This window comes from Polaribacter gangjinensis, assembly GCF_038024125.1.
Classification (GTDB): domain Bacteria; phylum Bacteroidota; class Bacteroidia; order Flavobacteriales; family Flavobacteriaceae; genus Polaribacter; species Polaribacter gangjinensis.
Genome location: NZ_CP150662.1, coordinates 2,414,053 through 2,437,280, shown reverse-complemented (window position 1 = coordinate 2,437,280; position 23,228 = coordinate 2,414,053). Strand labels below are relative to the sequence as shown.

General features: G+C 30.7%; 16 protein-coding genes. 4 read left to right on the top strand and 12 right to left on the bottom strand.

What is annotated here, in order from left to right; all coding sequences use genetic code 11:
* Positions 1 to 1,547: 1,547 nt before the first annotated feature.
* The 6 genes from WHA43_RS10770 to WHA43_RS10745 form a co-directional block, all read right to left on the bottom strand.
* Positions 1,548 to 1,700 (bottom strand): hypothetical protein, encoded by a 153-nt coding sequence (locus WHA43_RS10770; protein WP_170039590.1) that lies wholly within the window; start codon positions 1,698 to 1,700, stop codon positions 1,548 to 1,550.
* Between the two features lie 831 nt (positions 1,701 to 2,531).
* Entirely contained in the window at positions 2,532 to 3,278 is a 747-nt protein-coding gene (locus WHA43_RS10765; protein ID WP_105047049.1) for a LytR/AlgR family response regulator transcription factor, read from the bottom strand.
* A 55-nt stretch (positions 3,279 to 3,333) separates the two neighbouring features.
* Positions 3,334 to 6,927 carry an ATP-binding protein gene (locus WHA43_RS10760; RefSeq protein ID WP_105047048.1) on the bottom strand — a complete coding sequence of 1,198 codons (3,594 nt, stop codon included), beginning with the start codon at positions 6,925 to 6,927 and terminating at the stop codon, positions 3,334 to 3,336.
* Positions 6,909 to 8,003: an FIST signal transduction protein gene (locus WHA43_RS10755; protein ID WP_105047047.1), complete on the bottom strand. Its 1,095-nt coding sequence runs from the start codon at positions 8,001 to 8,003 to the stop codon at positions 6,909 to 6,911. The genes WHA43_RS10760 and WHA43_RS10755 overlap by 19 nt, the downstream gene beginning before the upstream one ends.
* A gap of 761 nt (positions 8,004 to 8,764) precedes the next feature.
* Complete coding sequence (locus WHA43_RS10750) at positions 8,765 to 9,817, bottom strand: nucleoid-associated protein (RefSeq protein WP_105047046.1); 1,053 nt, start codon at positions 9,815 to 9,817, stop codon at positions 8,765 to 8,767.
* A 267-nt stretch (positions 9,818 to 10,084) separates the two neighbouring features.
* Positions 10,085 to 10,684 (bottom strand): ribonuclease HII, encoded by a 600-nt coding sequence (locus WHA43_RS10745; RefSeq protein ID WP_105047045.1) that lies wholly within the window; start codon positions 10,682 to 10,684, stop codon positions 10,085 to 10,087.
* A gap of 83 nt (positions 10,685 to 10,767) precedes the next feature.
* Here WHA43_RS10745 and WHA43_RS10740 point away from each other — a divergent pair, with 83 nt between their 5' ends.
* The 3 genes from WHA43_RS10740 to WHA43_RS10730 all read left to right on the top strand — a co-directional run bounded on the left by WHA43_RS10740 (position 10,768) and on the right by WHA43_RS10730 (position 14,587).
* Positions 10,768 to 12,738, top strand: a complete 1,971-nt coding sequence (locus tag WHA43_RS10740; protein ID WP_105047044.1) for a putative porin — start codon at positions 10,768 to 10,770, stop codon at positions 12,736 to 12,738.
* Between the two features lie 105 nt (positions 12,739 to 12,843).
* A complete protein-coding gene (locus WHA43_RS10735) occupies positions 12,844 to 13,080 on the top strand; it encodes a hypothetical protein (protein WP_105047043.1) in 237 nt (78 codons plus the stop codon).
* A 172-nt stretch (positions 13,081 to 13,252) separates the two neighbouring features.
* Complete coding sequence (locus tag WHA43_RS10730) at positions 13,253 to 14,587, top strand: cytochrome P450 (RefSeq protein WP_105047042.1); 1,335 nt, start codon at positions 13,253 to 13,255, stop codon at positions 14,585 to 14,587.
* A gap of 12 nt (positions 14,588 to 14,599) precedes the next feature.
* On the opposite strand, the gene WHA43_RS10725 is transcribed toward WHA43_RS10730, so the two are convergent.
* From WHA43_RS10725 to WHA43_RS10700, 6 genes are all read right to left on the bottom strand, one after another.
* Positions 14,600 to 15,124 (bottom strand): superoxide dismutase family protein, encoded by a 525-nt coding sequence (locus tag WHA43_RS10725; protein WP_105047041.1) that lies wholly within the window; start codon positions 15,122 to 15,124, stop codon positions 14,600 to 14,602.
* A 95-nt stretch (positions 15,125 to 15,219) separates the two neighbouring features.
* The gene (locus tag WHA43_RS10720) at positions 15,220 to 16,881 is read right to left on the bottom strand and encodes an MBOAT family O-acyltransferase (RefSeq protein WP_105047040.1); all 1,662 of its coding nucleotides are present in this window, start codon (positions 16,879 to 16,881) and stop codon (positions 15,220 to 15,222) included.
* Positions 16,874 to 18,169 carry a GDSL-type esterase/lipase family protein gene (locus WHA43_RS10715; RefSeq protein WP_105047039.1) on the bottom strand — a complete coding sequence of 432 codons (1,296 nt, stop codon included), beginning with the start codon at positions 18,167 to 18,169 and terminating at the stop codon, positions 16,874 to 16,876. The genes WHA43_RS10720 and WHA43_RS10715 overlap by 8 nt, the downstream gene beginning before the upstream one ends.
* Positions 18,166 to 19,626 (bottom strand): lipase, encoded by a 1,461-nt coding sequence (locus WHA43_RS10710; protein WP_105047038.1) that lies wholly within the window; start codon positions 19,624 to 19,626, stop codon positions 18,166 to 18,168. Before WHA43_RS10710 ends, WHA43_RS10715 begins: the two co-directional genes overlap by 4 nt.
* A gap of 118 nt (positions 19,627 to 19,744) precedes the next feature.
* Complete coding sequence (gene nhaC / locus WHA43_RS10705; RefSeq protein WP_105047037.1) at positions 19,745 to 21,229, bottom strand: Na+/H+ antiporter NhaC; 1,485 nt, start codon at positions 21,227 to 21,229, stop codon at positions 19,745 to 19,747.
* Positions 21,230 to 21,382: 153 nt separating this feature from the next.
* Positions 21,383 to 22,588, bottom strand: a complete 1,206-nt coding sequence (locus WHA43_RS10700) for an aminotransferase class I/II-fold pyridoxal phosphate-dependent enzyme (RefSeq protein ID WP_105047036.1) — start codon at positions 22,586 to 22,588, stop codon at positions 21,383 to 21,385.
* A gap of 158 nt (positions 22,589 to 22,746) precedes the next feature.
* On the opposite strand from WHA43_RS10700, the gene WHA43_RS10695 reads away from it, so the two are divergent.
* On the top strand, positions 22,747 to 23,205 hold the full coding sequence (locus WHA43_RS10695; RefSeq protein ID WP_211290331.1) for an Lrp/AsnC family transcriptional regulator: 459 nt from the start codon (positions 22,747 to 22,749) through the stop codon (positions 23,203 to 23,205).
* The last annotated feature ends 23 nt before the right edge of the window (positions 23,206 to 23,228 follow it).

The window sequence follows — 23,228 nt, the reverse complement described above, 5'->3', positions numbered from 1 at the left end:
AATTGATAATTTTTAATTGTTGAAATTGTTTTAATTTGTTTTTTCACAAAAAAAAACACCTTCTAACGTTACATTCAGAGAGTGTTTTTTTTGAAAATATTTTACGTTTAATACCCGTCTACTGATTTTATTTTTTTAGATGGTGACTTTAAGGTAATCACTTGTTTTAAACTCGTGGGGGAATTATACACTTAAAGTCACACCCCTAAAAAAAAATTTATGAAATACTTGTTAATCGTTTTGGGGAAACTTGAAATAAAATTTAAAATATTATAAATACGTAACTACTAATTTGAATATACCAAAGGTGATCTCTTTGTAATCACATAATTTATTTTGTGAGGCGTAGCTAAAAGAAATAAAATATCGTATTTAGTATCGCAACAAGAACATTTTAATCCAGAGCTAAAAGGAAACATTTTAAAAACGTATTTTTTGTTTTCTATGGATTCTAATATATTTTGATTATCACAAACTAAGCACTTCATAATTTCATTTATTACTGCAATTCAATTAATTCTGCAATTTTATTATGAGACAAAAGTAGACCTAGTTTAAAGTGAAATAGTTTACAAAGTAATAAATGGGCATTTAGAAGGATATTCGAAGAAAAATTGAAATTATGAAGTAATCAATATATATTAAGGATATTTTATATACAAAAAAGCGAAATATTCGTAGGGATAAAACAACTACTAAATTTGTGAAATGTAATAAATGGAAGTTCCTAAAACAAAAATTTTCTGTTTGAAAGCGTATCAATAAAAAGCACTTTACAAAATAACATGAAATTTCCCTACAACAAAACAACTACAATAAATAGTTTCCATTTTTACATTGCATCATTTCAAGGTATTTTTTCTTTAGAAACCGTTAGTATTTCTTAAATTGAAATCACTTAAAATTATCATAATTTCAGATTAAAAAAGAAATCAAAAAAATTCATCACTTAGATAAGTTCAAAATTCTAATGATTATTTTTAAAAGTTATTCGATTCAAGAATAAATGGTAATAAAAGAAGGAAGTAAAGGAGTCATTATAGTAAAGATAAACAAACTATCTATAATAAAAACTTAATAGATAAAGATTGAAAAAAGATTACATTTCGATAATTATAATTATTAGTAAAATAGTAATTATAATTATCGAAATGTTAACTTAATTTAGAATTTTAGTGAAATTTAAATTCTTATTGAAAAATTTAAAGTTTATCAAGTACAAGTATAAATTAAAACAATTTAAACAAAGATATTTTTCACTTAATGGATTCATCTTTTGTTTTAAAGATTTATTTAACTTTATTTGATTTTGGTCTTGACTTTTACAACTAGGACAGCACATATTTTTTTTGTAAAATTGGCTAAAACTCAAACAAAACAAGTACAGGAATAATTAATCGATTGAAATGAATAATAAATGGTAAAATAAAGGAATAAATGATAAAATTGTGATTTAAGTTATGACTTTAAGTAATAAAAAAACAAACCAACATTAAACAACAACTTAAACCAAACCGACTAAAATCTAAAAATAGAAAACTAAAAAACTATTTTTTTTTTGATGGTTCCATTTTCACCAATTCTCCATTAAATTCACATTTTTTAAATTCTTTATAGGTAACCTCTCTCCAGAAACTGACAACCCCTTTAGAATAATCATAATATCCTGGTACAGAAACAAAATATTTACTCTCCTCCATTATTATGCACTCATTGAAACAAACAAATTATATTAAGTATGATGCTGTTAATAGTTTACCTAACACCTCAATCTAAAAACCGATACAATAGAATAAAGATCCGTTAAAAATAAAATTGTAGCTTCAAGAATTTTTATATTTAGAAATGAAAAAAAAACTTAAAGCTACTTTACTAAAAAAATTAATGAAAAAAACGCTACAAATGTATAGGTACCTTGTTACTAAAAATATACTTATAAAATATAATTAGTTGATACATACATTATTTTTAATAAAACTTACTGAAAAAATTATCAAAAGCTATTTTCTAAAACAAAAATAATGAACCAACATGATAAACAGAATTAACAAGTAACAGTAGGTGAATTTTAAGAATAAATGACTTGTAATAAGAATAAGTAAACTAAGTAGAAGTATTTCAAATACTTAGCATTTTTCAATGATTTCATAGAAAAATAAACAAAAGAAAAAAATAGTTAAATAGTCAATAAACAATGTACCAATACAAATGATATGACTAGTTTTTTAAAGCTTCAATTAGAATTATATGTTTTATATAACAATTTAAACATACATACTTATGAGTAAAACGAATCAATTTGTCAATTTTACTCTTATGTATTTTGGTCTTATTAGTAATATCTGATTTACACTTAGCACAATACATATTTTTATTTTAATGATATTTGCGTTTAATGTAATGCTTATATATTACATAAATCAAAACCAATTAATATCTGCTGTTCATATGTAATAAGCGACTGTAAATCAGTATAAATACTTTTATAGCTATCGATTTAATTGAGAAAATTCACTGTTGATAATCTCTCATTATTTTAAGTATAAAAACTTACGCAATTCTTCAATACGTCTTTTAGCAATTGGTAAATTTTTGCCATTTTTAAGAACACAATAATGCCCATCTGTTCTGTATATACTATCTGTCTTACTGATATTTAAAATGTATTTATGGTGAATTCTAAAAAAAATATTTTTGGGTAATAGCAATTCATAGCTACCAATGTTTTTTGATACAACTTTTGAAGTGCCGTCTTCTAAGTGAAATTTAGTATATTTTCCGTCTGCCTCTAAAAACAATATATCGGTAAGTTTCACAATTTCAATAGTTGTCAAACCAGGAATAGCTATAACTTCTCCACTCATATTTTCTTGAGTTTCAATTAATTTAGTTTCTGTCTTAAGCTCAAGCTTTTTCAGCAATTTTAAAATGGTTTTGTGAAGACTTAATATATCTAGAGGTTTTAATAAATAAGAAGTAATTGTATGTTCGTTTAACGCTTTTAAAGCATATTCTTTGCTAGAACTTGTTATGACAACCTCAGCTTGTATATTTTCAAACTCTTTTAAAATATCTAAAGATGTTTTTTCTTCTTCAAGCTCAATATCAAGAAAAATAATATCAGCCATATTTTCGAGAAGTAGTTCAATGAATTGTTCAGTATTCGTAGCCTCTCCAATAATTGAAATATTTGGGAAGTGCTTTGCCAAAAGTTCCTTTAATATTTCAATATTCATCGTATTGTCTTCTACAATATAAGCTTTTAATTTTTGTGTCATGATTTTTTATTTTACTACAATGCTTTCCTAACAGTATTATTTATATGTACAGAATTTATGATTTTAAATGATGTTCTTTCAAAGAGGCACTTACCTCAATTAAAATTTCAATAATTTTTAGAGTATTAGATCTAAACTGCGGCGTAATAGCAGACTCTAAATCAAAGGCAATAATTTCATGAACACTTTTTTCTAGAGAATTTATACCCATTTGAGTGATATTCGGCTTAATTTTGTGTATGATTTTTTTAACTGCAACCACATTGTTATCTTGAAGTGCTTCTTCGAGCAAAGTGACATTGCTTTCTACTAGATCAATAAATAAAGTAATCATTTTTTTTACAAAATCAATATTTGACCTTCCTAACTTCTCAAATTCACTCAAATCGTACAAAGTGCTCTTTGTGATTTTACTTTTATTTTCAAATTCATTTAAAACAGTTTCTATTTTTCTAAAAAAATCTTCTTCATTAAATGGTTTCGTAACAAAATCATTCATGCCATTTTTCAAATACAATTCAATATCATGCTTAAACGCATTGGCTGTCAATGCAATGATAGGTGTTTGATTTTGTAAGTTCTTTCTTATAAATAGGGTAGCTTCTACGCCATCCATTACCGGCATTTGAATATCCATAAGAACAAGATCAAAGTGTTGTTTTTGAATTTGTTTAGTAGCAATCAATCCGTTTTCAGCTTCTACAATATCAAAACCGAGATACTGTAAACTCTGACTTGCAATAAATCTATTCATTTCATTATCTTCAACCAACAACACTTTTTTACCTGTAAAGGCCCCTTTTTCAATTTCTTTAGAATGCGACTGCAAACTATTGAGATCCCCTTTTTGAAAATCAATGACAAAAAGGAAACTAGTCCCTTTATTTTTAATACTTTTTACAGACATTTTACCACCCATAAGTTTTACCAAATCATTTGAAATGGCCATGCCCAATCCACTCCCCTCATAATTCCTGTTGGATGTATTTTGTTCTTGAGAAAATTTATCAAAAATTTTAGAGATAAATTCTTCTGACATTCCAATTCCTGTATCAGAAACTTCAAATAGTAAAGTTTGACTTTCTTCGGCATCTTGAATCAGGCTAATGTTTAGTTGAATACTTCCTTCGTCTGTAAACTTTATAGAATTTCCTAAAAGATTAAATAAAACTTGTTTTAGTCTTGTTTCATCACCAATCAAAACGGGTGCTATCTTCGCGGAGACATCTACTTTAAATTCAATGTTTTTTTCTTTTGCTTGCGAATATAAAATGGAATGCACATTGTATGCCAAAGCACTCAAACTAAATGGTTTGTATTCAAGCTCCATTTCACCCGATTCTATTTTAGCAATATCAAGAATATTATTTAAAATAGTTAACAAATGTTTGGCAGAACTCTCAGACTGAGCTACATAAAATTGTTGATTAACATTCAAATTTTCTTTATTCAATTGTCGAATCATTCCAATAATTACATTCAAAGGGGTCCTTATTTCATGACTCATATTCGCTAAAAAAAGTTCTTTGGCTTTCGAGGCAGATTCTGCAGTGGTAATGGCTTTTGCCAATTGTTTTTCTAGTTGTTTTTGCTTCGTAATATCCAAATGAATACTAATGCGTCCAATCAATTTTCCTTTATCATTATAATTAGGAGCACTGCTTACAAACCACCATTTTTTATTTCCTTGACGATCTTTGATACTAATTTCATAACTATCGGATATACTATGATTATCTCTAAATGAGAGATAAGTTGCTTCAGTTTGATGTAAAAATAGTTCAGCTGCTTTCTCACCCTTTAATTGCTCAAGCTCAAAGCCTGACATGTCACAAAAACTCTGATTTGCAAAAATAATTTCATCGTTCAAATCTACCTCCAACAATCCTAGATTCATATTTGCAATGATATTCTGAAACTTTTCTACCTGAACAAAAAGTTGGTTATTTAATTTTTGCCTATTTCGAATGTTGATAAGCATCATTCCAAAAAGAGACAATAGTTTCATTTCTTTTTCACTGTAATGATGATGTTTTTTAACGGAGTCAAAACCCACAAAACCGATGAGATCTTCGTTATTCAATATGGGAATCGTCAATAAACTTTTAATTCCCTGAGGGTCTAAAATTTCTTTCAAGGCATTTTCGCCAGGATCTTCAATATTTAAAGCAGAAACATCGGGTATGTAAAAGGGCTCTCCTTTTTGATGTTTTTCTATCCATTGAGGTATGTATTCTATGGGCACCTGCTGTAGATTATCTATTTCAGGGGCTATACCCTCTCTACACCATTCATACGTATTAGAAGTCGTATTTACATTAAAATCATAATCAAAAATATAAGCCCTATCAGCTTTTACAAAACGCCCCATTTTCTCTAAAGAACTATTAATGATGCTTTCTAATTCTTTGGGCTCTAGATTGATATAAGTAGTGGCAATATCAATCAATGCATCTTGCAATTTTATTTCATTATCTAAGAATTTTTTAGCCAAATATTCTTCCGTCCTATCGGTAATTACCCCATCCAGTCTTATGGGATTATGGTTTTCATCATAAATATATTTTCCTTTATTACGTATCCATTTAATTTTTCCTGAACGAGTTTTTATACTATATTTAATATTAAAATGCCCATCATTTGCTAAGTTCTCTTTGATTTTATATAGTATTTGTTTTTCATCTTGCTCCACAACTAAATTCCATAAACCAATATGATCCAAATCTTCAGATGCTTCTATTTCATAGATAGTCTTCAAACTAGGCGTTACAAATAAAATTTCTTTTTCTGGTAATTTTATAGAGTAAACAACATCAGTCATTTCATTAAAAATACTCTCTAATTTTTGTGTTGTACTCTCTAATTTTAGTTCTTGTTTTTTTCGCTCACTAATATCTTTAGTGATAGCAATGATAAAATTTTTATCATTATATGAGGTCATTGTCACAGTAACCTCAACAGGTATTTTTTTACCTGTGATTTGATTTACATGCCCCCCCTCCATTACAATTGGACCATTCTTTTTAAGGTCTTCAACATGTTGTTTCCAAGAAGCGGGATTTTCCATAAAGTTTTTCTCAAAATCTGAAACAAAATAATTATTTACCTCATTTTGAGGGATTCCCAATCGCAATGAAGCTTGCTCATTAACATGATACAATCTTCCTGATTCATCGGATATTTGAACAGCATCTGAATGCTTATTAAAAAGCTCACTTAAAATAGTAAATTTTTGTTGTTCTCGCTCTTGGCATAATTCTCTTCCCAACTGATTTACTACTTTTTTAAGCTCAAAAAACATGGTATCAGTAAACCTATTTTTTCTAACCAAAATGAGCGAGCCACAACCATATAAAGGAAAAGAATAAATACATTTATCATCATTCACCTCATAAAAAGCCTCATTGTGTTTCTCTTTTATTTTTTGTGGAAATTGAATGACAATGTCATTCCATTCTTTAGAAAAACGGATTGCTTTTGGAAGTAAATAAGTCCATTTATTTTGGTCATAAATAGCAATAGCAAAACAACTCAGTTTCCGCAAATAAGTATTTAGTATCTTAGGGAGATTTTTTTCAGAATCGTTATTAATTCGTTGATTCAGCAAAATTTCAAGCAATACTTGCCCTTCTAACAGTTCTCTTTCCATTGAGCTACAACAATTGTTTTATTAAACACCTCCAATACTGAATTTCCTAAGTTAGCAATCTCACCAATAGCTAAAACACCATTTATTGGTTGATATGCATTTAAATGAGCTAGTTCTTTGTCAAATTCAGTTTCCATAAACAAAACCCTTGAAATACAATCTACACAAAACTGAGTAAATTCTGAAAAACCTGATTGTGAAGAAATTTCAACAGCATTTTTTGCACTATATAAAAGAGATGAGATATCTCCATGCATAATACTAACATATTCTCCCTCTGGCACTTCATCCAAAATTTGTAATGAATTATTTTTTGCAGCAAAAGGATCTCTAACAATCATTTCACCCTCTAATTTCACCAATCCTAGCGGGTATGATTTTGATATTTCAAAAAAATTATTTTTAGTAAAAAGTTTGTTCGAATGTTTTTCTACATGTGATTTATAAACATCAAAAGCGGGCTTCCAATCTAAAGAAACAATGGTATTTCCGCTTGATGCCGTAACTTTAATTGGATCTGAGATTTTTTTCCAACCATGAGCAACCCCCATAGAAATATCGTTTTTAAAAAAACCAAGCACAGCCGCATTTTCATAAACATGCTGATTGGCAAATACACAGGGAAATGATTCAAAATTCAAAGAGCCTGCACTACCACCAAGATAGGTAACAAACGGTCCCAACTCATTATACAATTCTTGAATGAAAATAGTCTTTTCTCTCCATAAAGAATTTAAAAAACAAAAAACACTCTGAAAGTCTTTAGAAATAGTATTTAATTGTGTTGAAAGTTGATGGCTAACTGTTTCATGATCTTTAGCTTCAACAACCAACACCTCCAATTCTTGAAACAAAGGCACGAGTAAAAATCCACTTTCTTTTCGCTGACCATCTGCAAGAATTTCTGGAAAAATACCCCCAATCAAGGGCTTTGTATTGAATTTTAAAACTTCTTCTATCTCAAAAACATCAGGTCTGTTTTTATCAGCACAAAATAAAAGTATTGCTTTTACAGCAGCTTCTGCTTGCAACTCAACGAGTCCTTTTGTTAAAAATTCTAAATCTTCGTAATACATTAGCAAATTTTTACAACTTAAATAAATTTATACAGAATTCTAAAAATCAAATAATTTCACCCTTAAATTTACAAAAAATCATTCAATTTCTAACCAACAAATCTATTATTTAACTTCTTAGAACCTAGTTAAAAATAGCTAAAAGTAACTAATGTGATTTATTAAGTAATAAATGGCTTATATACCATATAAGTGAATGTTTTTTAAGATATATGACTAAAATATTTTGGTGTAAAATAACAATTCACAAAGTACAAAAGGCAATTTTCAGGTAATAATTGTAAAGTTTATAGTGATATTCGGTAATTTTTTTCAACTTCTGTAATAGTATAAAATAGTTAGGAGTACTAAATATTGCAACCATGAAAAAACAGCTGTATAGTTCATTTAGGAGTATGAAGTATAGTTGTATAACTATAATAGGATTTATGTATTAACCTGTATAGTTATTTTAGGACGGGTCATAATAACTTGTATAGTTATTTTAAGACGAGTCAAAGCCAATCTAAAGCCATATCAAAGTATTAGATCAAAAGAGGTTATAGCGTAGGTATAGCGTACTTATAGCGTACTTTACCAGGGGTTATAGCGTACATTACTCAGTGATACTCCATACATACTGCTGTAATCACTCATGTAAAATACTTTTTAAAACCAAATCAAACAGGAAAATAAGTGATTGGCAATTTAGAATACTTTGATAGCAATATCCTTCAAACAACAGAAACCCTTAAACAATAAAAACTTCAACAATCCAACTCCTACCTCTCCTCATTAAAATACACCTTGTAATATTTCATTTTTTTCTCCTCATCATAGCCTCTTTCTAAATATTCTGAAGCGGCATCAGGAGCATCAACATCCAGTTTGATGATAAAATGGGTATCTAGTTTGATTTCAGTTTTGAGTTTGTTTTTTTCCTTTTTCAACACTACATCCGAAATATTGAAATTGTTTCGAATCAACACATCATTCAACGTTTCGAAATGCTTTTTATATTCTTCAAACAGTTCTTTGTGTTTGTCATCCTGAAAAAGTTCGTCTTTAAATTGTTCATAATCTACTGATTCATGTTCTTTAAAATAATCAACAGTATTGGCTAAAAATGCCCCTTGTTCGTGTTTTCCAAATTCGGGTTTGATAACTTCTTCCGAAAACTCTTTACACAATTCTAAATAATTTTGGGTGTGCGAATTAAAATCATCTGCCAATTTTACACCCAAAAAGTTTTTAATCCAATATTGGGCATCGTAATTATTGTTATCAACAGAAAAAACAATGGTTCCTTGTGCATCTGAAGTATTTAAAATCAAACATCCTTTATCAATCTTTTTGGTTGAAATTCCTTTTTGAACAATTACATCATAACTGTTAGCATCATCCAAATACGTTTGAAAAAAATCGACTTTGTTTTCAATTTTAAAAATTCCGATAGCTTCCGTCAAAACATTATTGAATTCAATGCCTTCAATAAAAGCGACAATTACATCCCCAGTTTTTATTTGAGCAGAATTGGATTGTTCATACAAATGATTCACAATATTTTTAGAAAACTCAACAAATACAGATTCATCTTTAAAAATGGCAGTACTGTAATTGTTCAACTCGTTCAAACGCACATCTGCATGATGCGAAAACCGGTAACTTTGCGTAATGGAACCGAAAGGTTTTAACAAAAAACTTTTCATCAAATCATAGCTTTCTTGGTCAAAACGAATCGTGTTTTCTGAAAAAACATTGTGACCACTATTGAATTTATTCGCTACTTTATGAAGAATGCATTTGGTAATTTCTGCACGTGTTTTTTGAATCATTTTCTGGAAATTTAAGTGCGTAAAAGTACTAGAAGTTTTGTGAATTTGAATAAAAAACATGAGGCATTTCCAGTTGATGATAATTATTTTATTTAACGTGTAGAACAAACAAAAAGTAAAACTTTGTGTATTTTGTGCCTTCTTTGAGCCTTTTGTGAAATAGCTATTACACAGAGTTTCACAAAGAATCCACAGAGCTTCACAAAAAAATTTGTTTTCTAAATAAAGTATTTTAAAAGCAACATAAAAGGCTTGTTATCTTTTCATTTACAATTCCAATTTTAATTGCTCAGGCAATAATGTAAACGTTTTTCTGTGATGCATTGTGGCACCAAATTCACGTATGGCATTTCTGTGATCAACTGTTGGATATCCTTTGTTTTTGCTCCAAAAATAAGCAGGAAACTCTTGATGAATTTTTTCCATATAAGCATCTCTATAAGTTTTTGCCAAAACAGATGCAGCTGCAATACTTTGAAATTTTGAATCGCCTTTTACAATGGTTTGATGCGGAATTTGTTGGTATTTTCGGAATTTATTACCATCAACAATTATAAATTCTGGAGTAATTTTTAACGCATCTATGGCACGATGCATTCCTGTGATAGAAGCTTGCAACACATTGAGTTCATCAACCTCATCTTGCATCACAAAAGAAACACCAAAAGCAATGGCATTTTCTTCAATTATGGGTCGCAATTCGTGTCGCTTTTTTTCTGAAAGTTGCTTGGAATCGTTTAAAAAAGGATGCGAAAAATCAGCAGGCAAAATTACAGCTGCAGCCACAACAGGACCTGCCAAACAGCCTCTTCCAGCTTCGTCTGTACCAACTTCTAAAGTAAATCCGCTAAAATTTGAATGTAACATTTTACAAATTAACCAATTTCGCCATAATTAAACACATTAATTTTCGTTTAATTATTTTACATTTGTCGCTGTTGAATTTCGCCATGAACAAAAAAATAGTTTATCCTTTTTTACTACTTATTTTCACAATACATACCCTGTATTCTCAGCGAAAATTAGGAGGTAATGAAAAGCGTGACAATATCTCAATTGGTATGGATGGTAGAATTGATACCCTATCAAATACAGGTTCTACCAAAGTCATTTTATCAGGAAAAACAAAATATACAGATTACAAAATTTTCTCTCACAAACGAGATACTTCCTACATTGATACTACATTAACCATCAAAAAAGAATATATTTTTAATTATTTGAGAAAAGACAATTTTGAATTGCTACCCTTTCATAACCAAGGGCAAACGTTCAATAATCTAGGCTATAATTTTAGCAATATCAACCATTTTCCTGATATTGGTTTTCGTGCAAAACAAGTAAGTTATCTTGAAATTGAAGATATTAAATATTACGAAGTTCCTACACCAACAACCGAAATCACTTATAAAACTGGAATGCAACAAGGGCAAGTTGTAGATGCTATTTTTACCTTAAATTTTTCGGAAAGATTCAATGTTTCTATGTCTTACAAAGGTTTGCGTTCTTTGGGAGCTTACAGAAGAGCGCTTGTGAGTAATGGAAATTTTAGAGGTGCTTTTCATTACCGAACAAAAGAAAATCAATACGAAATTCGAGGTCATATTGCTTCGCAAGATTTTTTTCATCAAGAAAATGGTGGATTGACAGCAAATGCACTACAAAATTTCATCAATGAAGATCCAAATTTTGAACAACGCCAACGTTTGGATGTGAATTTGAATGATGCTGAAAGTCAGTTTGACGGCTCAAGAGTATATATAAATCATAGCTACAAATTGCTTTCTAGTAAAGACAGCCTAAAAAATAGAGAATTTGGAAATCTGAAAATTGGGCATGTATTAACTAGTGAAAACAAAAGCTATCGTTTTAATCAAGCCACCAATACAACTGCCATTTTTGGGAATGCAAATGCAACAAGTGCAACTAATAATGAGGCTCTAAGTAAAATTACAGACAACGAATTCAATTTAGAATTTAATTCGAAATATGTTTTAGGACAATTCAAAGCCAAGTTGCATCTCACTCAATATGCGTATGGTTATGATACTATTTTAAACGCTGCAAATTCGGTTTCTAATTTTAAATTTGATGGAAGTGCGCTGTCATTTGGTGCAGATTGGAATGCAAAAGTCAAAAATTTCGGATTGTTTGCAGAGGGAAGAATTACTCCAGGAAGTTCAAGAATTTCAGGAAATTTTTTAAGAGGTGTAGCCAACTTTAAAAAAGATAGTCTTTTTTCGATTACAGGAAGTCTTTTGTTAAGTTCAAAATCTCCGAATTTCAATACGATTTTACATCAAAGTAAATACGACAATTACAATTGGGAAAACAATTTTAGCAACGTAAATACCAGAGATCTTGGGTTTGCAATCGATTCAAAATGGTTAAATGCAAGTTTGAATTTTACCAATATTGACAACTTTACCTATTTTGATGAAAACAGCAAAGCCCAACAATTTGATAGTCAAATTACCTATTTGAAAGTAAAAGTAAATCGTGAATTTAAATATTGGAAATTAGCTTTAGACAACACTGTAATGTATCAAAATGTAAGCAGTGGAAGTTCGGTTTTTAGAGTGCCAGAATTCGTTACAAGAAACACTTTTTACTACACAGATTACTGGTTTAAAGGAAAACCCATGTTGGTAAATATTGGGGCTACTTTTAAGTATTTTACCAAATACAACATGAATGCTTACAATCCATTATTAGCCGAATTTACACTTCAAAATGATGAGGAAATTGGTTTTCCAACTGTGGATGTTTTTTTCAATGCGCAAGTACGAAGAACTCGAATTTATTTTAAGATTGATAATGTAACCTCAGGATTTTCATCAAAAAACTACTTTTCAGCACCAAATTATCCATATCGTGACATGACCATTCGTTTTGGATTGGTTTGGAATTGGTTTATTTAGCCCATCCTAAATCCTTCCCAAAGGGAAGGACTTTTAGATTCCTATCGCTTAAAACTGCAAAACTAAACTTTTAAATCTGAAACTTTTAAACCCTTAAACCTTCTTATGATAGAACAACTTAGAAAAAATTGGTCGCTTTTTTTAATCGCAAGTCTAACTTTAGGGTTAGCTCCTTTCAATCCTCCACACATTGTTGGTAAAATACAATGGATTTTAGGCGGAAATGCTTTTTCGGGTGAATTCGCAATGCAATCTCAAGATTGGTTTGATGTTTTGTTGCATGGTTCGCCTTGGGTTTTGCTAATCATTTCTGTTACATTGAATCTTTTTAAGAAAAAATAACCACTATTTAGATTCTTTTTAAGTAATCAGATTACGCTTAAACTTGTATTGAATTCCAACTAATTTCCAAAATTACATAGTTGATTATACTTAAATTTGTAAGTAACAAATTGAGCAAACTATCTTCGGAAAACTAGAAGTAATTTTGTTTAAAAGAATCTCAAATACAAAAATGAGCACATCAAAAAAAATCCCTGAAGTTTCCTTTTTCAAATTTCTGAATCATGCACGTGGAATTTTACACAATCCTTTGCCTTTTCATGCAAAAAACTTTGACACTTTAGGAGATATTTTTCGATTAAACATTGGTTTGGGAAATTCGGTGTTGTTTTGTAGGGATGCAGGATTGTTGCAACATGCGCTTCAAAAAAATCAGAAAAATTACACCAAATCTTACATTCAAACAAAAGATGTAGCAAAATATGTAGGGAAAGGACTGTTAACTGCAGAAGGCGAGCATTGGCAAAAACAGCGAAAGTTTATTCAACCTGCATTTCATAAAAGTCAACTGAAGCTGTTAGTTGATACCATTCAAAAAACCATTTTATCAGAATTAAAAAACATAAAAACTGGAAATCCAATTGATATTTTTCCGGTTTTTAATGATTTGGCTTTTCAAACAGTCATCAAATCTATTTTCAATATCAATATTTCTGATGAAGATGTTGATTCGTTACAACATACTACAGAAGCTACTCAAAAAATGTTGGTGCAAGAACTGAGACAACCTTTTTTGGTTTGGTGGTTCAATCTTTCTGGAAAAACTAAAAAGCACTTAGATTTAACTAAAAACTCGAGAACTATTCTAAAAAGATTGGTCGAAGAACGAAAGCAAAGCAACAGCAAGCATCATGATTTATTAGACATGCTTTTGAGCGCAAGGTATGAAGATGGCACCAATATTGATGAAAATCAATTGGTGGATGAAATCCTGATTTTGTTTGCTGCAGGTCATGAAACTACTTCAAACGCACTTACTTTTACCTGCGAATTATTGGCTAGAAATCCTGAAGCACAATCAAAAATTCATTCTGAAATTAAAAGAATAAAAAGCGAATCTTCAGATTGTATGGATTGGATAAAAAATGCCACCTACACCAAATTGGTTATTGAAGAATCTATGCGTTTGTATCCTCCAGCCTATTTTATTGATCGTGTAAATATTGAAGAAGAAACTTACAACGGATTTAACTTGCCAAAAGGCTCTAATTTATTGTTTTCTGTGTATGAAATTCATCGTCATTCCGATTTCTGGAAACAGCCAAATGAATTTATTCCTGAACGATTTTTAGAGGAAAATATCAAGTTTTCAAAAAATTATTTCCCTTTTGGAGCAGGTCCAAGAATGTGTATCGGAAATAATTTTGCGATGTACGAAATGATTTTAACCATTATTGCTTTGGTAGAACAATTCGAAATTGTTGAAAAGAAAACCCCAATTCAAATAAAACCTTTGATAACTCTAAAACCTCACAATGCCGTTTTAGAGTTTAAGAACAGGAAATAATAGTCAGAAAAATTAACGAATTATTCCTGAGCAAGCCACTCTTCCACCAGCATTTCCTGTAGGTTGTGTTACAAAATCATCAGGATTAGCATGTACAATGATGCTTTTATTTAAGATGTTTTTGGTTTCATCTTCACAACCAATGCACCATTCATCGGTTTTTAAAGTAATGCTTCCTTTGCCATTTTCATCGGCAGTAAAATTGCCAATATCACCTTTGTGGTATTCAGCTTCACCCCATTTTCCATGTTTTTTAAATTCAGGATTCCAATGACCACCTGCAGAAGTTCCATCTGGAGAAGAACAATCTGATTTTTCATGAATATGAATTGCATGAACACCTGGCGTAAGACCAGTAATCATAGCTTCAAAAGTTACTACACCATTTTTTTCTGAAAAAGTTGCAGTTCCAGAAACAGAACTATTGCTTTTTGGTTCTAGATTAATTTTAAGAACCGTTGATTTTGAATCCATGGCAGATTTACAAGCCACTACAATACCAACAGAAAGAGAAAAGAGTAATAAAAATTTTTTCATGGATACTTATTTTTATGTTTTTCAAAGATATGGATAAAAATCTCGCCATTTTTTTCAAGATGTTACTTTAACATTTGATAAACAATTGATAAAATTTAAAATTGAAAATAAATAAACGGTTGAAAATCAGATGAAAATGCCTGATAACAAATCATTCCAATCATAGCTCCCAACATAATTTTTATCAAAACTGGACTTTTAGCATATAGATTTTCAATAAAATTCTTTGTGGTTTTTGGCAACCAATGTGAAATGTAACCTATCAACATCACCCAAAAAACTGCCTGATAATGAGTTATGATTTCTAGGGCTGTTTTCAAATCAAAATGATTCCAAACTTGAAAATACCATTTAGAAATATGCTCCATACTTTCGCCTCTAAAATAAATTCGGGTAAATGTGATAAACAAAAAGGTGATTCCTATTTTCCAAAAGCGCACATACCATTGATTTTTTTGTTCATACGGACTTATTTTTCGCCAGTATTTGTAAACAACAATTCCTAAACCATTCAAACCTCCCCAAATGACGAACTTCCAAGAAGCACCATGCCAAAGACCGCCAATCAACATGGTTAACATCAAATTGATATTGGTATTGATATGATTTTTAATGGATGACTTATAATATCCTGCAATAAAAATTCCAATAGAAACCATCAGAATCAAACCAATCAACAAAAGATTTGATTTAAATGCAATCAGTAAAATCAGTAACATGATTCCTAAAATAATGTAAGAGCCAACCGTTCCTTTTCTATTTCCTCCTAAAGGAATGTATAAATAATCGCGCAACCACGTAGAAAGTGACATATGCCAACGTTTCCAAAAATCGCCTGCATTGGTTGCTTTATAGGGTGAATTGAAATTGACAGGCAATTGAAAACCCATCAATAATGCCAAACCTATGGCAATATCTGTATAGCCCGAAAAATCACCATAAATTTGAAGTGAATAGCCAATCATTGCCATGAAATTTGCAAAACCAGAATACATTTCTGGAGCATCAAAAACACGATCTAAAAAGTGCATGGCAATAAAATCTGCAAAGAGCATTTTTTTTATCAATCCTTTTAAAATCAAATAAGTACCCGCATCAAAATCGGTTTTTGTTAAGATTGTTGGCTTGGATATTTGAGGTACAAAACTTTCTGCTCTTACAATAGGACCAGCCACCAATTGAGGGAAAAAACTTACGTAAAATCCAAAATCTAAAATGGAATCTAAAGGTTTTAATTTACGTCTGTAAATATCTACACTATAACTGATGGTTTGAAAGGTATAAAATGAAATTCCAACAGGAAGAATGATTTTGTCTACTGTAAAATAGTTTTGATCACTAAAACTATTTCCCCATTTTGCAAGCCAATTTACTACTTCGTGATTGGTATTGAACAGTAAATTGAAGGAATCTGTAAAAAAATACGCATATTTAAAATAGCAAAGCACCAATAAATTGATACAAACACTGAGTGTTACTAAAAAATAGCGCTTTTTTTGATGCTCAGTTTTGTAAATTTTTTTCCCGATAATGAAATCTACAAGTGTGCTAAACAATAAAATTCCTACAAATAATCCACTTGTTTTGTAATAAAAAAACAGTGAAATAAAGAATAAATACGAATTTCTAAGCGAGATTTTTTTATAAACAATGGCAAAAATAAAATATATGATTGCGAAGAAAATCCAGAAATTTACTTGGGTAAAAATCAAAGGATATGACTCCGAAAATGAAAATATTTCTTCTAGCCTATTCATATAAATTTTTATAATGATTTAGCAATTTTTCTTTATCTCGATTTGTGGCTTTTGACCAAGCATCAATAAAGGCATTTAACAATAAATCCGCTTTAATTTGATATCCTAAATAAGTAAAATGAACACGATCACGTGGCATTAATTTTCTTTGATACCATTTGTTTGATGAGCCAAAACCGCCCATAATTTTATAAAAATCCCACACTGCCATTTGATATTTTTGAGCTATTTCATAAATGATTTTTTGTTGAGTGGCTGTATTTGGATTTGGAATTTTTCGACGGTAATAACTGTCATTGGGAACCGTTAATAAAATAGCACAATTTGGATTTACACGTTGAATCATTTGAATAAAAGACTCATAATAACTCTTAAATTTTTCGCCATCAAATTGCGATTTTGGCATGTAAGCATCATTGGTTCCTATAGAAATAATGAACAAATCTGGTTTGTATAATTGAAGTTGTTTTTCGAAATAAGCGCTTCTGTTATAAAAGGCAAAACTTGCCCCATTTACGCCAATACTTGTGTATTCAATCCCTGGATTGCTATTCATCAATTCAGCTCCCATAAACAAAAACTCAGGATTCACAATTGTTGAATCTTTCAATTGTATTGCAATAGCAATCGAATCAACTTCTGATGAAAATTGATATTCTTTATAAAAAACATCAGCATTAACAGTATCAGAAATTACTAAAGTGCTGTCTAAAAAACGGATGTCATAATCGTTTTTCCACGTATTGTAAAACAATCGAAACTTATCAAATTTATACGAATTTTTAGTATGATTTTTATGATTTGCTTTGATGTAAATAGTATCCGATTTTTCTCTAAAAGCAGCAGAAATTCCTGATAATCCCCAAGCAACACTATCCGTTACTGAACAACGATAACCTTTCCATTTATCTCTAGTTCCTGATATTTTATAGTTGCTTGGATTGTTGGTTTTTGCTAAATGAAAAGGAAAAATAAAACCACGTTGCGCCATAGAAACATCATTCGTGTTTTGAAGATACGTGCGCAATTTATTTGAATAAATATCGGCTTGTATATGTGAGCCTCCAATATGAAAAATATGAAGTTTGTCTTTTTTACCTTCAAAAATGCTATCCATTCTTTTGAAAAAAGAATTGAAATAAGGAGATTCTAAAGCAAACTGCAGTTGATTTTCTTCTTGGTGAATTACCCTTCCATGAATGGGTAAAATGCTATCTAAAATATAGCGTTGTGCGCTAAAATTTAGTGCCCAAAATAAGGCTATTATCAATAGTTTACTTTTCATCATTCCCGAATCAAATCTAAATACAAAGCCACAAAAAACAGCTCTGAAGCCACCTTTGTTCCACTTGGCGAAAAGTGGGTATAATCACTTGCTGCCAATTTTTGATCAACCCAATGTTTCATGGAATTGATACCTCCCATTGCTTCAAACATACTCCAATAAGCAATGCCGTTTTCAAAGCAAGTATCTTTTAAAACCTTGTTGAGATAAGGCAATAATTTATAGGTTACTAACTCGCCATTATCAGTAGTGGTCATATCAGAAGGACCAATAAAAATTACACTTGCATTGTTTGTTTTACTACGAGTCCAGTTCAAGTGATTTTGCAAATTTGCAGCATAATTTCTAACTGAGGATGAATCTTTTAAATACGGAACTGTATTTCCGCCAAACTGAAAAATTAGCACTTTAGGCTGCAATTGTTGATACATTTGCGCAAAATTTTCGCTATCCATGGCTGCAAAAACAGTTCCTGATGCACCACGCATTGCTACATTATCCATAGAAATTCCTTTGCTACCATCTAATGTCAGGCCATAAAAATCGGGGCTGATTTTAGATTCCATTTCAATTCTTAAATTGCTAGGTGCCACTGAAAGTTTGATGGAGTATTTATGATATTTTCCATCAACAATTAACGAATCACTTTTTATCAATTCACCATCATTATACACCTGAATACTTGTAGGTGAAATTGCATTTCCATAATGCAAACCAATGGAAGTTACGTTTTTTAAAAGTGCATATGAACGTTGAGAAACGCTAATGTCAATGGTTCCTTTACTAACCTCCAAAGTCTCTAAAACTGTACTGTCTTTTTCCAAATCATATACAGGAGTAAAACGAGAAATAGAGGTGTAAGCACCATATTTTTTATGAGAAAACCGTTTGTGGGTTGGATCAAAAGCAGCATAACGTTTCCAGTTGGTTGATGGTGTTACATTAGCACTAATTTGTTGATATGCTTGCACAATTGGAATAAATCCAGGGCCACTTCCGCCATAATATCCTTGCAATCTGTTTCTGATATACGCAGTCATTCTATCGCCTTCAATTTGTGAATCACCATAATGAATAATGCGACATTTGGCACTTTGAAGATTCACTTTCAATTGATTTAAAAATGCTTTACTATCTTTTGGATAATATAAACGCTGAATTTTAGAAGTATCAATATGTGAAAAATCAGGTTTTATTTGCGCCTGAAATTCGTCTTCACCAACAGGAGTTCCCACATTTTCAACAATACTATCTAGAGCTTTGATTTGATTGACATCTTTCTTTTTTTCTGCAAAAAAAGTAGTTGTTTTAGGATATTTAAAAAACCACTTATTGATAAATATTCCTTCTTCTACCTTATTATCTTCTAAATAACGATACTTGCTTCGAAAAGTCATTGCATACATTACCAATAAAGTTGCACAGATGTAAAGGCAAATTTTTAGTGGAGTATATTTCATGAAAAATTAAAGTATGCTTTTTAAAGCCGCAAAAGTAACTATAAATCAAATATATTTTAGAAAATCAAATCAATTTAACAATGAAATTTTGACGAACAAAATTCATTGAAAAACATAATTATTTAACAACCAACTGACGGATTTTAATTTTAAATGCCGCAAAAATCAATGTCATAAATGGACTCAACCAATTGAAAATGGCATACAGTCCAAAATCAAAAACACCAACGCCTAAAACGCCTGAATGATATGCACCACAAGTATTCCAAGGAATTAAAACGGATGTTACAGTTCCTGAATCCTCCAAAGTTCTACTTAAATTTTCAGGTGCTAAACCTTTGTCTTGATATGCTTTTGCATACATTTTACCTGGAACAACAATGGCTAAATATTGATCGGAAGCTGTAAAATTCAATCCAATACATGTGAAAACGGTACTTGCAAATAACCCAAAAACAGAATCAAACAAACTCAACATAAAACTGCTAATTCTTGCCAAAGCGCCAATAGCATCCATAATTCCTCCAAAAACCATGGCACATAAAATCAACCAAATAGTTCCCATCATTTTAGACATTCCTCCTGCTGTGAATAAATCAGCCAAGGCTTTATTTTCAGTTGCGACAGATGTTTCAACTGTGATGGCTTTCATCACACCTTTATAGGCTGAGCTAAAATCAAGTTCTTTAACCTCAGCAATTTGAGCAACCACTTCAGGTTGAAAAATCAATGCAAAAATTGCCGCTAAAATAGTTCCTGCCAACAAAGCAATCAACGGAGATGTTTTTTTAACAATCAATCCAATTACAATAATTGGGACTAAAAATAACCAAGGTGAAATATGAAAAGCCTTCTCAATATCAATCAATAATGCATTCGAATCAACTTCTCCAGAAATATCTTGCGTAAAACCCAAAACTATAAAGAATAATAATGAAATTACAAAAGTAGGCACTGTTGTATACGTCATGTATTTGATATGTGTAAACAAATCTGTTCCTGCCATTGCTGGTGCCAAATTCGTAGTATCAGACATTGGTGACATTTTATCTCCAAAATAAGCGCCTGATAATACTGCTCCTGCAGTCATTCCCATTGAAATTCCGAGTGCATCACCAATACCAATTAATGCAATTCCTACAGTGGCTGAAGTGGTCCAAGAACTTCCTGTAGCGATAGAAATAACCGCACAAATGATCAAACAAGCTGCTAAAAAAATTGTTGGATTCAACACTTGCAATCCATAATAAATCATTGCTGGAATCACACCACTAATCAACCAAGTTCCTGCTAAAGCACCAACCATCAACAAAATAAGAATAGCTCCCGAAGTTGATTTGATGTTTTCTGCGACTTCTTCCATCATCATTCCAAAAGAAATTTTATTTCTAAAACCCACAAAAGCAGCAACTGCACCACCTAACAAAAGAATAAATTGATTGCTGCCACTCAATGCATCATCACCAAAAACAAACACATTATAAGCCAACATCGCAACCAACGCCAAAACAGGAAACAAGGCTTCCCAAATTGACAATTCCTTGTTTTCTATAATTTTTTGATCTTGAATATGAATTTCTGAAGTGTTTTTTTCTTGCTGCATCGTTTGAATTTTAGATTTGTAATGTTACGATTTTACAGAAAAGTATGCAAATCAAAAATTATCTAAAAAAAACAGTAAAAAAATAAGATTTATACCTACAAGGTTTTGAAAACCTTGCAGTCCCGAAATTTCGGGATTGGAAAACTAAAGTAATTATTTTTTTAAAACACCCACTTCAATCATGCAGTTTTTCATGCTGTTGTATGTACGCTCAATGTCATTGTCTAATCCAATTGAAAAACGAATCAACCCTTCAGAAAGTCCCATTGCTATTTGTTCTTCTTTCGGAATTTCTGATGAAGTGGAACTTCCAGGTGCAGAAAATAAGGTTTTGTAAAATCCTAAACTTACTGCCAAATAACCTATTTTTTTAAGTTGCATTAATTCCATCAATTCATTGGCTTTTTCTAATGAACCAACATCAATTGTTAACAATCCTCCAAAACCATAATCAGTATTCATCATCGATTTAAAAATTTCGTGTGATGGATGAGAAACCAATCCCGGATAAACCGTTTTTAATCCATCAGCCTCAAATTTTTCTGCTAAAAATTGAGCATTTTTGCTGTGTTGCGTCATTCTGATATGCAACGTTCTCAGATTTTTAAGGATGGATGCTGCTCGCAAACTATCCATAGTTGAGCCCAATAACATACTTGCGCCATCATTCACATTTCGTAAATTATTGATGAATTCTTGAGTACCACAAACCACTCCACCCAACGTATCAGAAGAACCATTGATGAATTTCGTTAAACTGTGAATCACAACATGAGCACCTAATTTTGCTGGAGAAATTAACAATGGAGAAAAGGTATTATCCACCACTAATTGCAAATTGTATTTTTTTGCCAAATCAGCCAAAGCTTTTATATCAGCCACTTCCAACAAAGGATTGCTCACAGATTCACAATATAAAACTTTGGTATTTTTGGTGATTGCAGCTTCTACAATATCCAATTTTGTGATGTCAACGAAAGTAGTTTCAATATTGAGTTTTGGTGTGAAATTTTTCAAAAATGCATAGGTTCCACCATAAATAGTTCTGCTAGAAACAATGTGATCACCTCCTTTGCACAATTGCAATAACACTTGCGTAATGGCTCCCATTCCTGATGCAGCAACATTGGCAGTTTCTGTTCCTTCTAAAGCAGCTAAAGCTTCTCCTAAATACAAATTAGAAGGCGAAGAATGGCGTGAATATAAATAACAACCATCTGCATTTCCTTCGAAAGTATCGAACATGGTTTTTGCGGATAAAAATGTGTACGTTGAAGAATCTGAGATGGAAGGGTTTACACCTCCAAATTCGCCAAAATATTGTAAGTCTTGAATGTTTTCTGCTGGATTGAATTTCATGATTAGATGGATTATTTGATTTCAAAATAACAACATTTAAGAAAATTTGTCAATTATTATGATATATTATAGATTATTTATCTATTTTTATAATATTATTTAGTTTTAAAAACTATATTAATAAATATCAAACTGATTTAATAGAAAATTTTTTGAATATGATTTTAGATGAAACAGATAAAAAACTACTGAATTTACTACAACAAAATGCCAAACAAACTACAAAACAGTTGTCATTACAACTGAACTTATCTGTAACTGCTGTATATGAACGCATCAAAAAATTAGAGAAAGAACACGTGATTGAAAAGTATGTTTCAATCATCAATAAACAAAAAATAGAGAAAAACTTTTTGGTTTTTTGTCACATTAAATTAATGCAACACACCAAAGAATATGTAACCACTTTTGAAAAAGAAATTTTAAAATTAGAAGAAGTTTCTGAATGTTTTCATGTAAGTGGAGATTATGATTACATCCTAAAGATTTATGTAAAAGACATGGAATCTTTTCGTGATTTTATGTTAACGAAATTGACAGCCATCAAATACATTGGCAGTACACATAGTAGTTTTGCCATTGAACAATTGAAAAATACAACTGCAATTCGTTTGTAATAAAAAACCCAAAACAGTTTGTT

What these genes read in the sequence shown, in the direction of transcription:
- WHA43_RS10740 (WP_105047044.1), top strand. Translation starts at nt 10,768, where the DNA reads ATGAACAAAAAAATAGTTTATCCTTTTTTACTACTTATTTTCACAATA.
- WHA43_RS10700 (WP_105047036.1), bottom strand. Translation starts at nt 22,588, where the DNA reads ATGAAATTCAATCCAGCAGAAAACATTCAAGACTTACAATATTTTGGC.
- WHA43_RS10760 (WP_105047048.1), bottom strand. Translation starts at nt 6,927, where the DNA reads ATGGAAAGAGAACTGTTAGAAGGGCAAGTATTGCTTGAAATTTTGCTG.
- WHA43_RS10720 (WP_105047040.1), bottom strand. Translation starts at nt 16,881, where the DNA reads ATGAATAGGCTAGAAGAAATATTTTCATTTTCGGAGTCATATCCTTTG.
- WHA43_RS10770 (WP_170039590.1), bottom strand. Translation starts at nt 1,700, where the DNA reads ATGGAGGAGAGTAAATATTTTGTTTCTGTACCAGGATATTATGATTAT.
- WHA43_RS10730 (WP_105047042.1), top strand. Translation starts at nt 13,253, where the DNA reads ATGAGCACATCAAAAAAAATCCCTGAAGTTTCCTTTTTCAAATTTCTG.
- WHA43_RS10695 (WP_211290331.1), top strand. Translation starts at nt 22,747, where the DNA reads ATGATTTTAGATGAAACAGATAAAAAACTACTGAATTTACTACAACAA.
- nhaC (WP_105047037.1), bottom strand. Translation starts at nt 21,229, where the DNA reads ATGCAGCAAGAAAAAAACACTTCAGAAATTCATATTCAAGATCAAAAA.
- WHA43_RS10745 (WP_105047045.1), bottom strand. Translation starts at nt 10,684, where the DNA reads ATGTTACATTCAAATTTTAGCGGATTTACTTTAGAAGTTGGTACAGAC.
- WHA43_RS10750 (WP_105047046.1), bottom strand. Translation starts at nt 9,817, where the DNA reads ATGATTCAAAAAACACGTGCAGAAATTACCAAATGCATTCTTCATAAA.
- WHA43_RS10710 (WP_105047038.1), bottom strand. Translation starts at nt 19,626, where the DNA reads ATGAAATATACTCCACTAAAAATTTGCCTTTACATCTGTGCAACTTTA.
- WHA43_RS10765 (WP_105047049.1), bottom strand. Translation starts at nt 3,278, where the DNA reads ATGACACAAAAATTAAAAGCTTATATTGTAGAAGACAATACGATGAAT.
- WHA43_RS10755 (WP_105047047.1), bottom strand. Translation starts at nt 8,003, where the DNA reads ATGTATTACGAAGATTTAGAATTTTTAACAAAAGGACTCGTTGAGTTG.
- WHA43_RS10725 (WP_105047041.1), bottom strand. Translation starts at nt 15,124, where the DNA reads ATGAAAAAATTTTTATTACTCTTTTCTCTTTCTGTTGGTATTGTAGTG.
- WHA43_RS10735 (WP_105047043.1), top strand. Translation starts at nt 12,844, where the DNA reads ATGATAGAACAACTTAGAAAAAATTGGTCGCTTTTTTTAATCGCAAGT.
- WHA43_RS10715 (WP_105047039.1), bottom strand. Translation starts at nt 18,169, where the DNA reads ATGATGAAAAGTAAACTATTGATAATAGCCTTATTTTGGGCACTAAAT.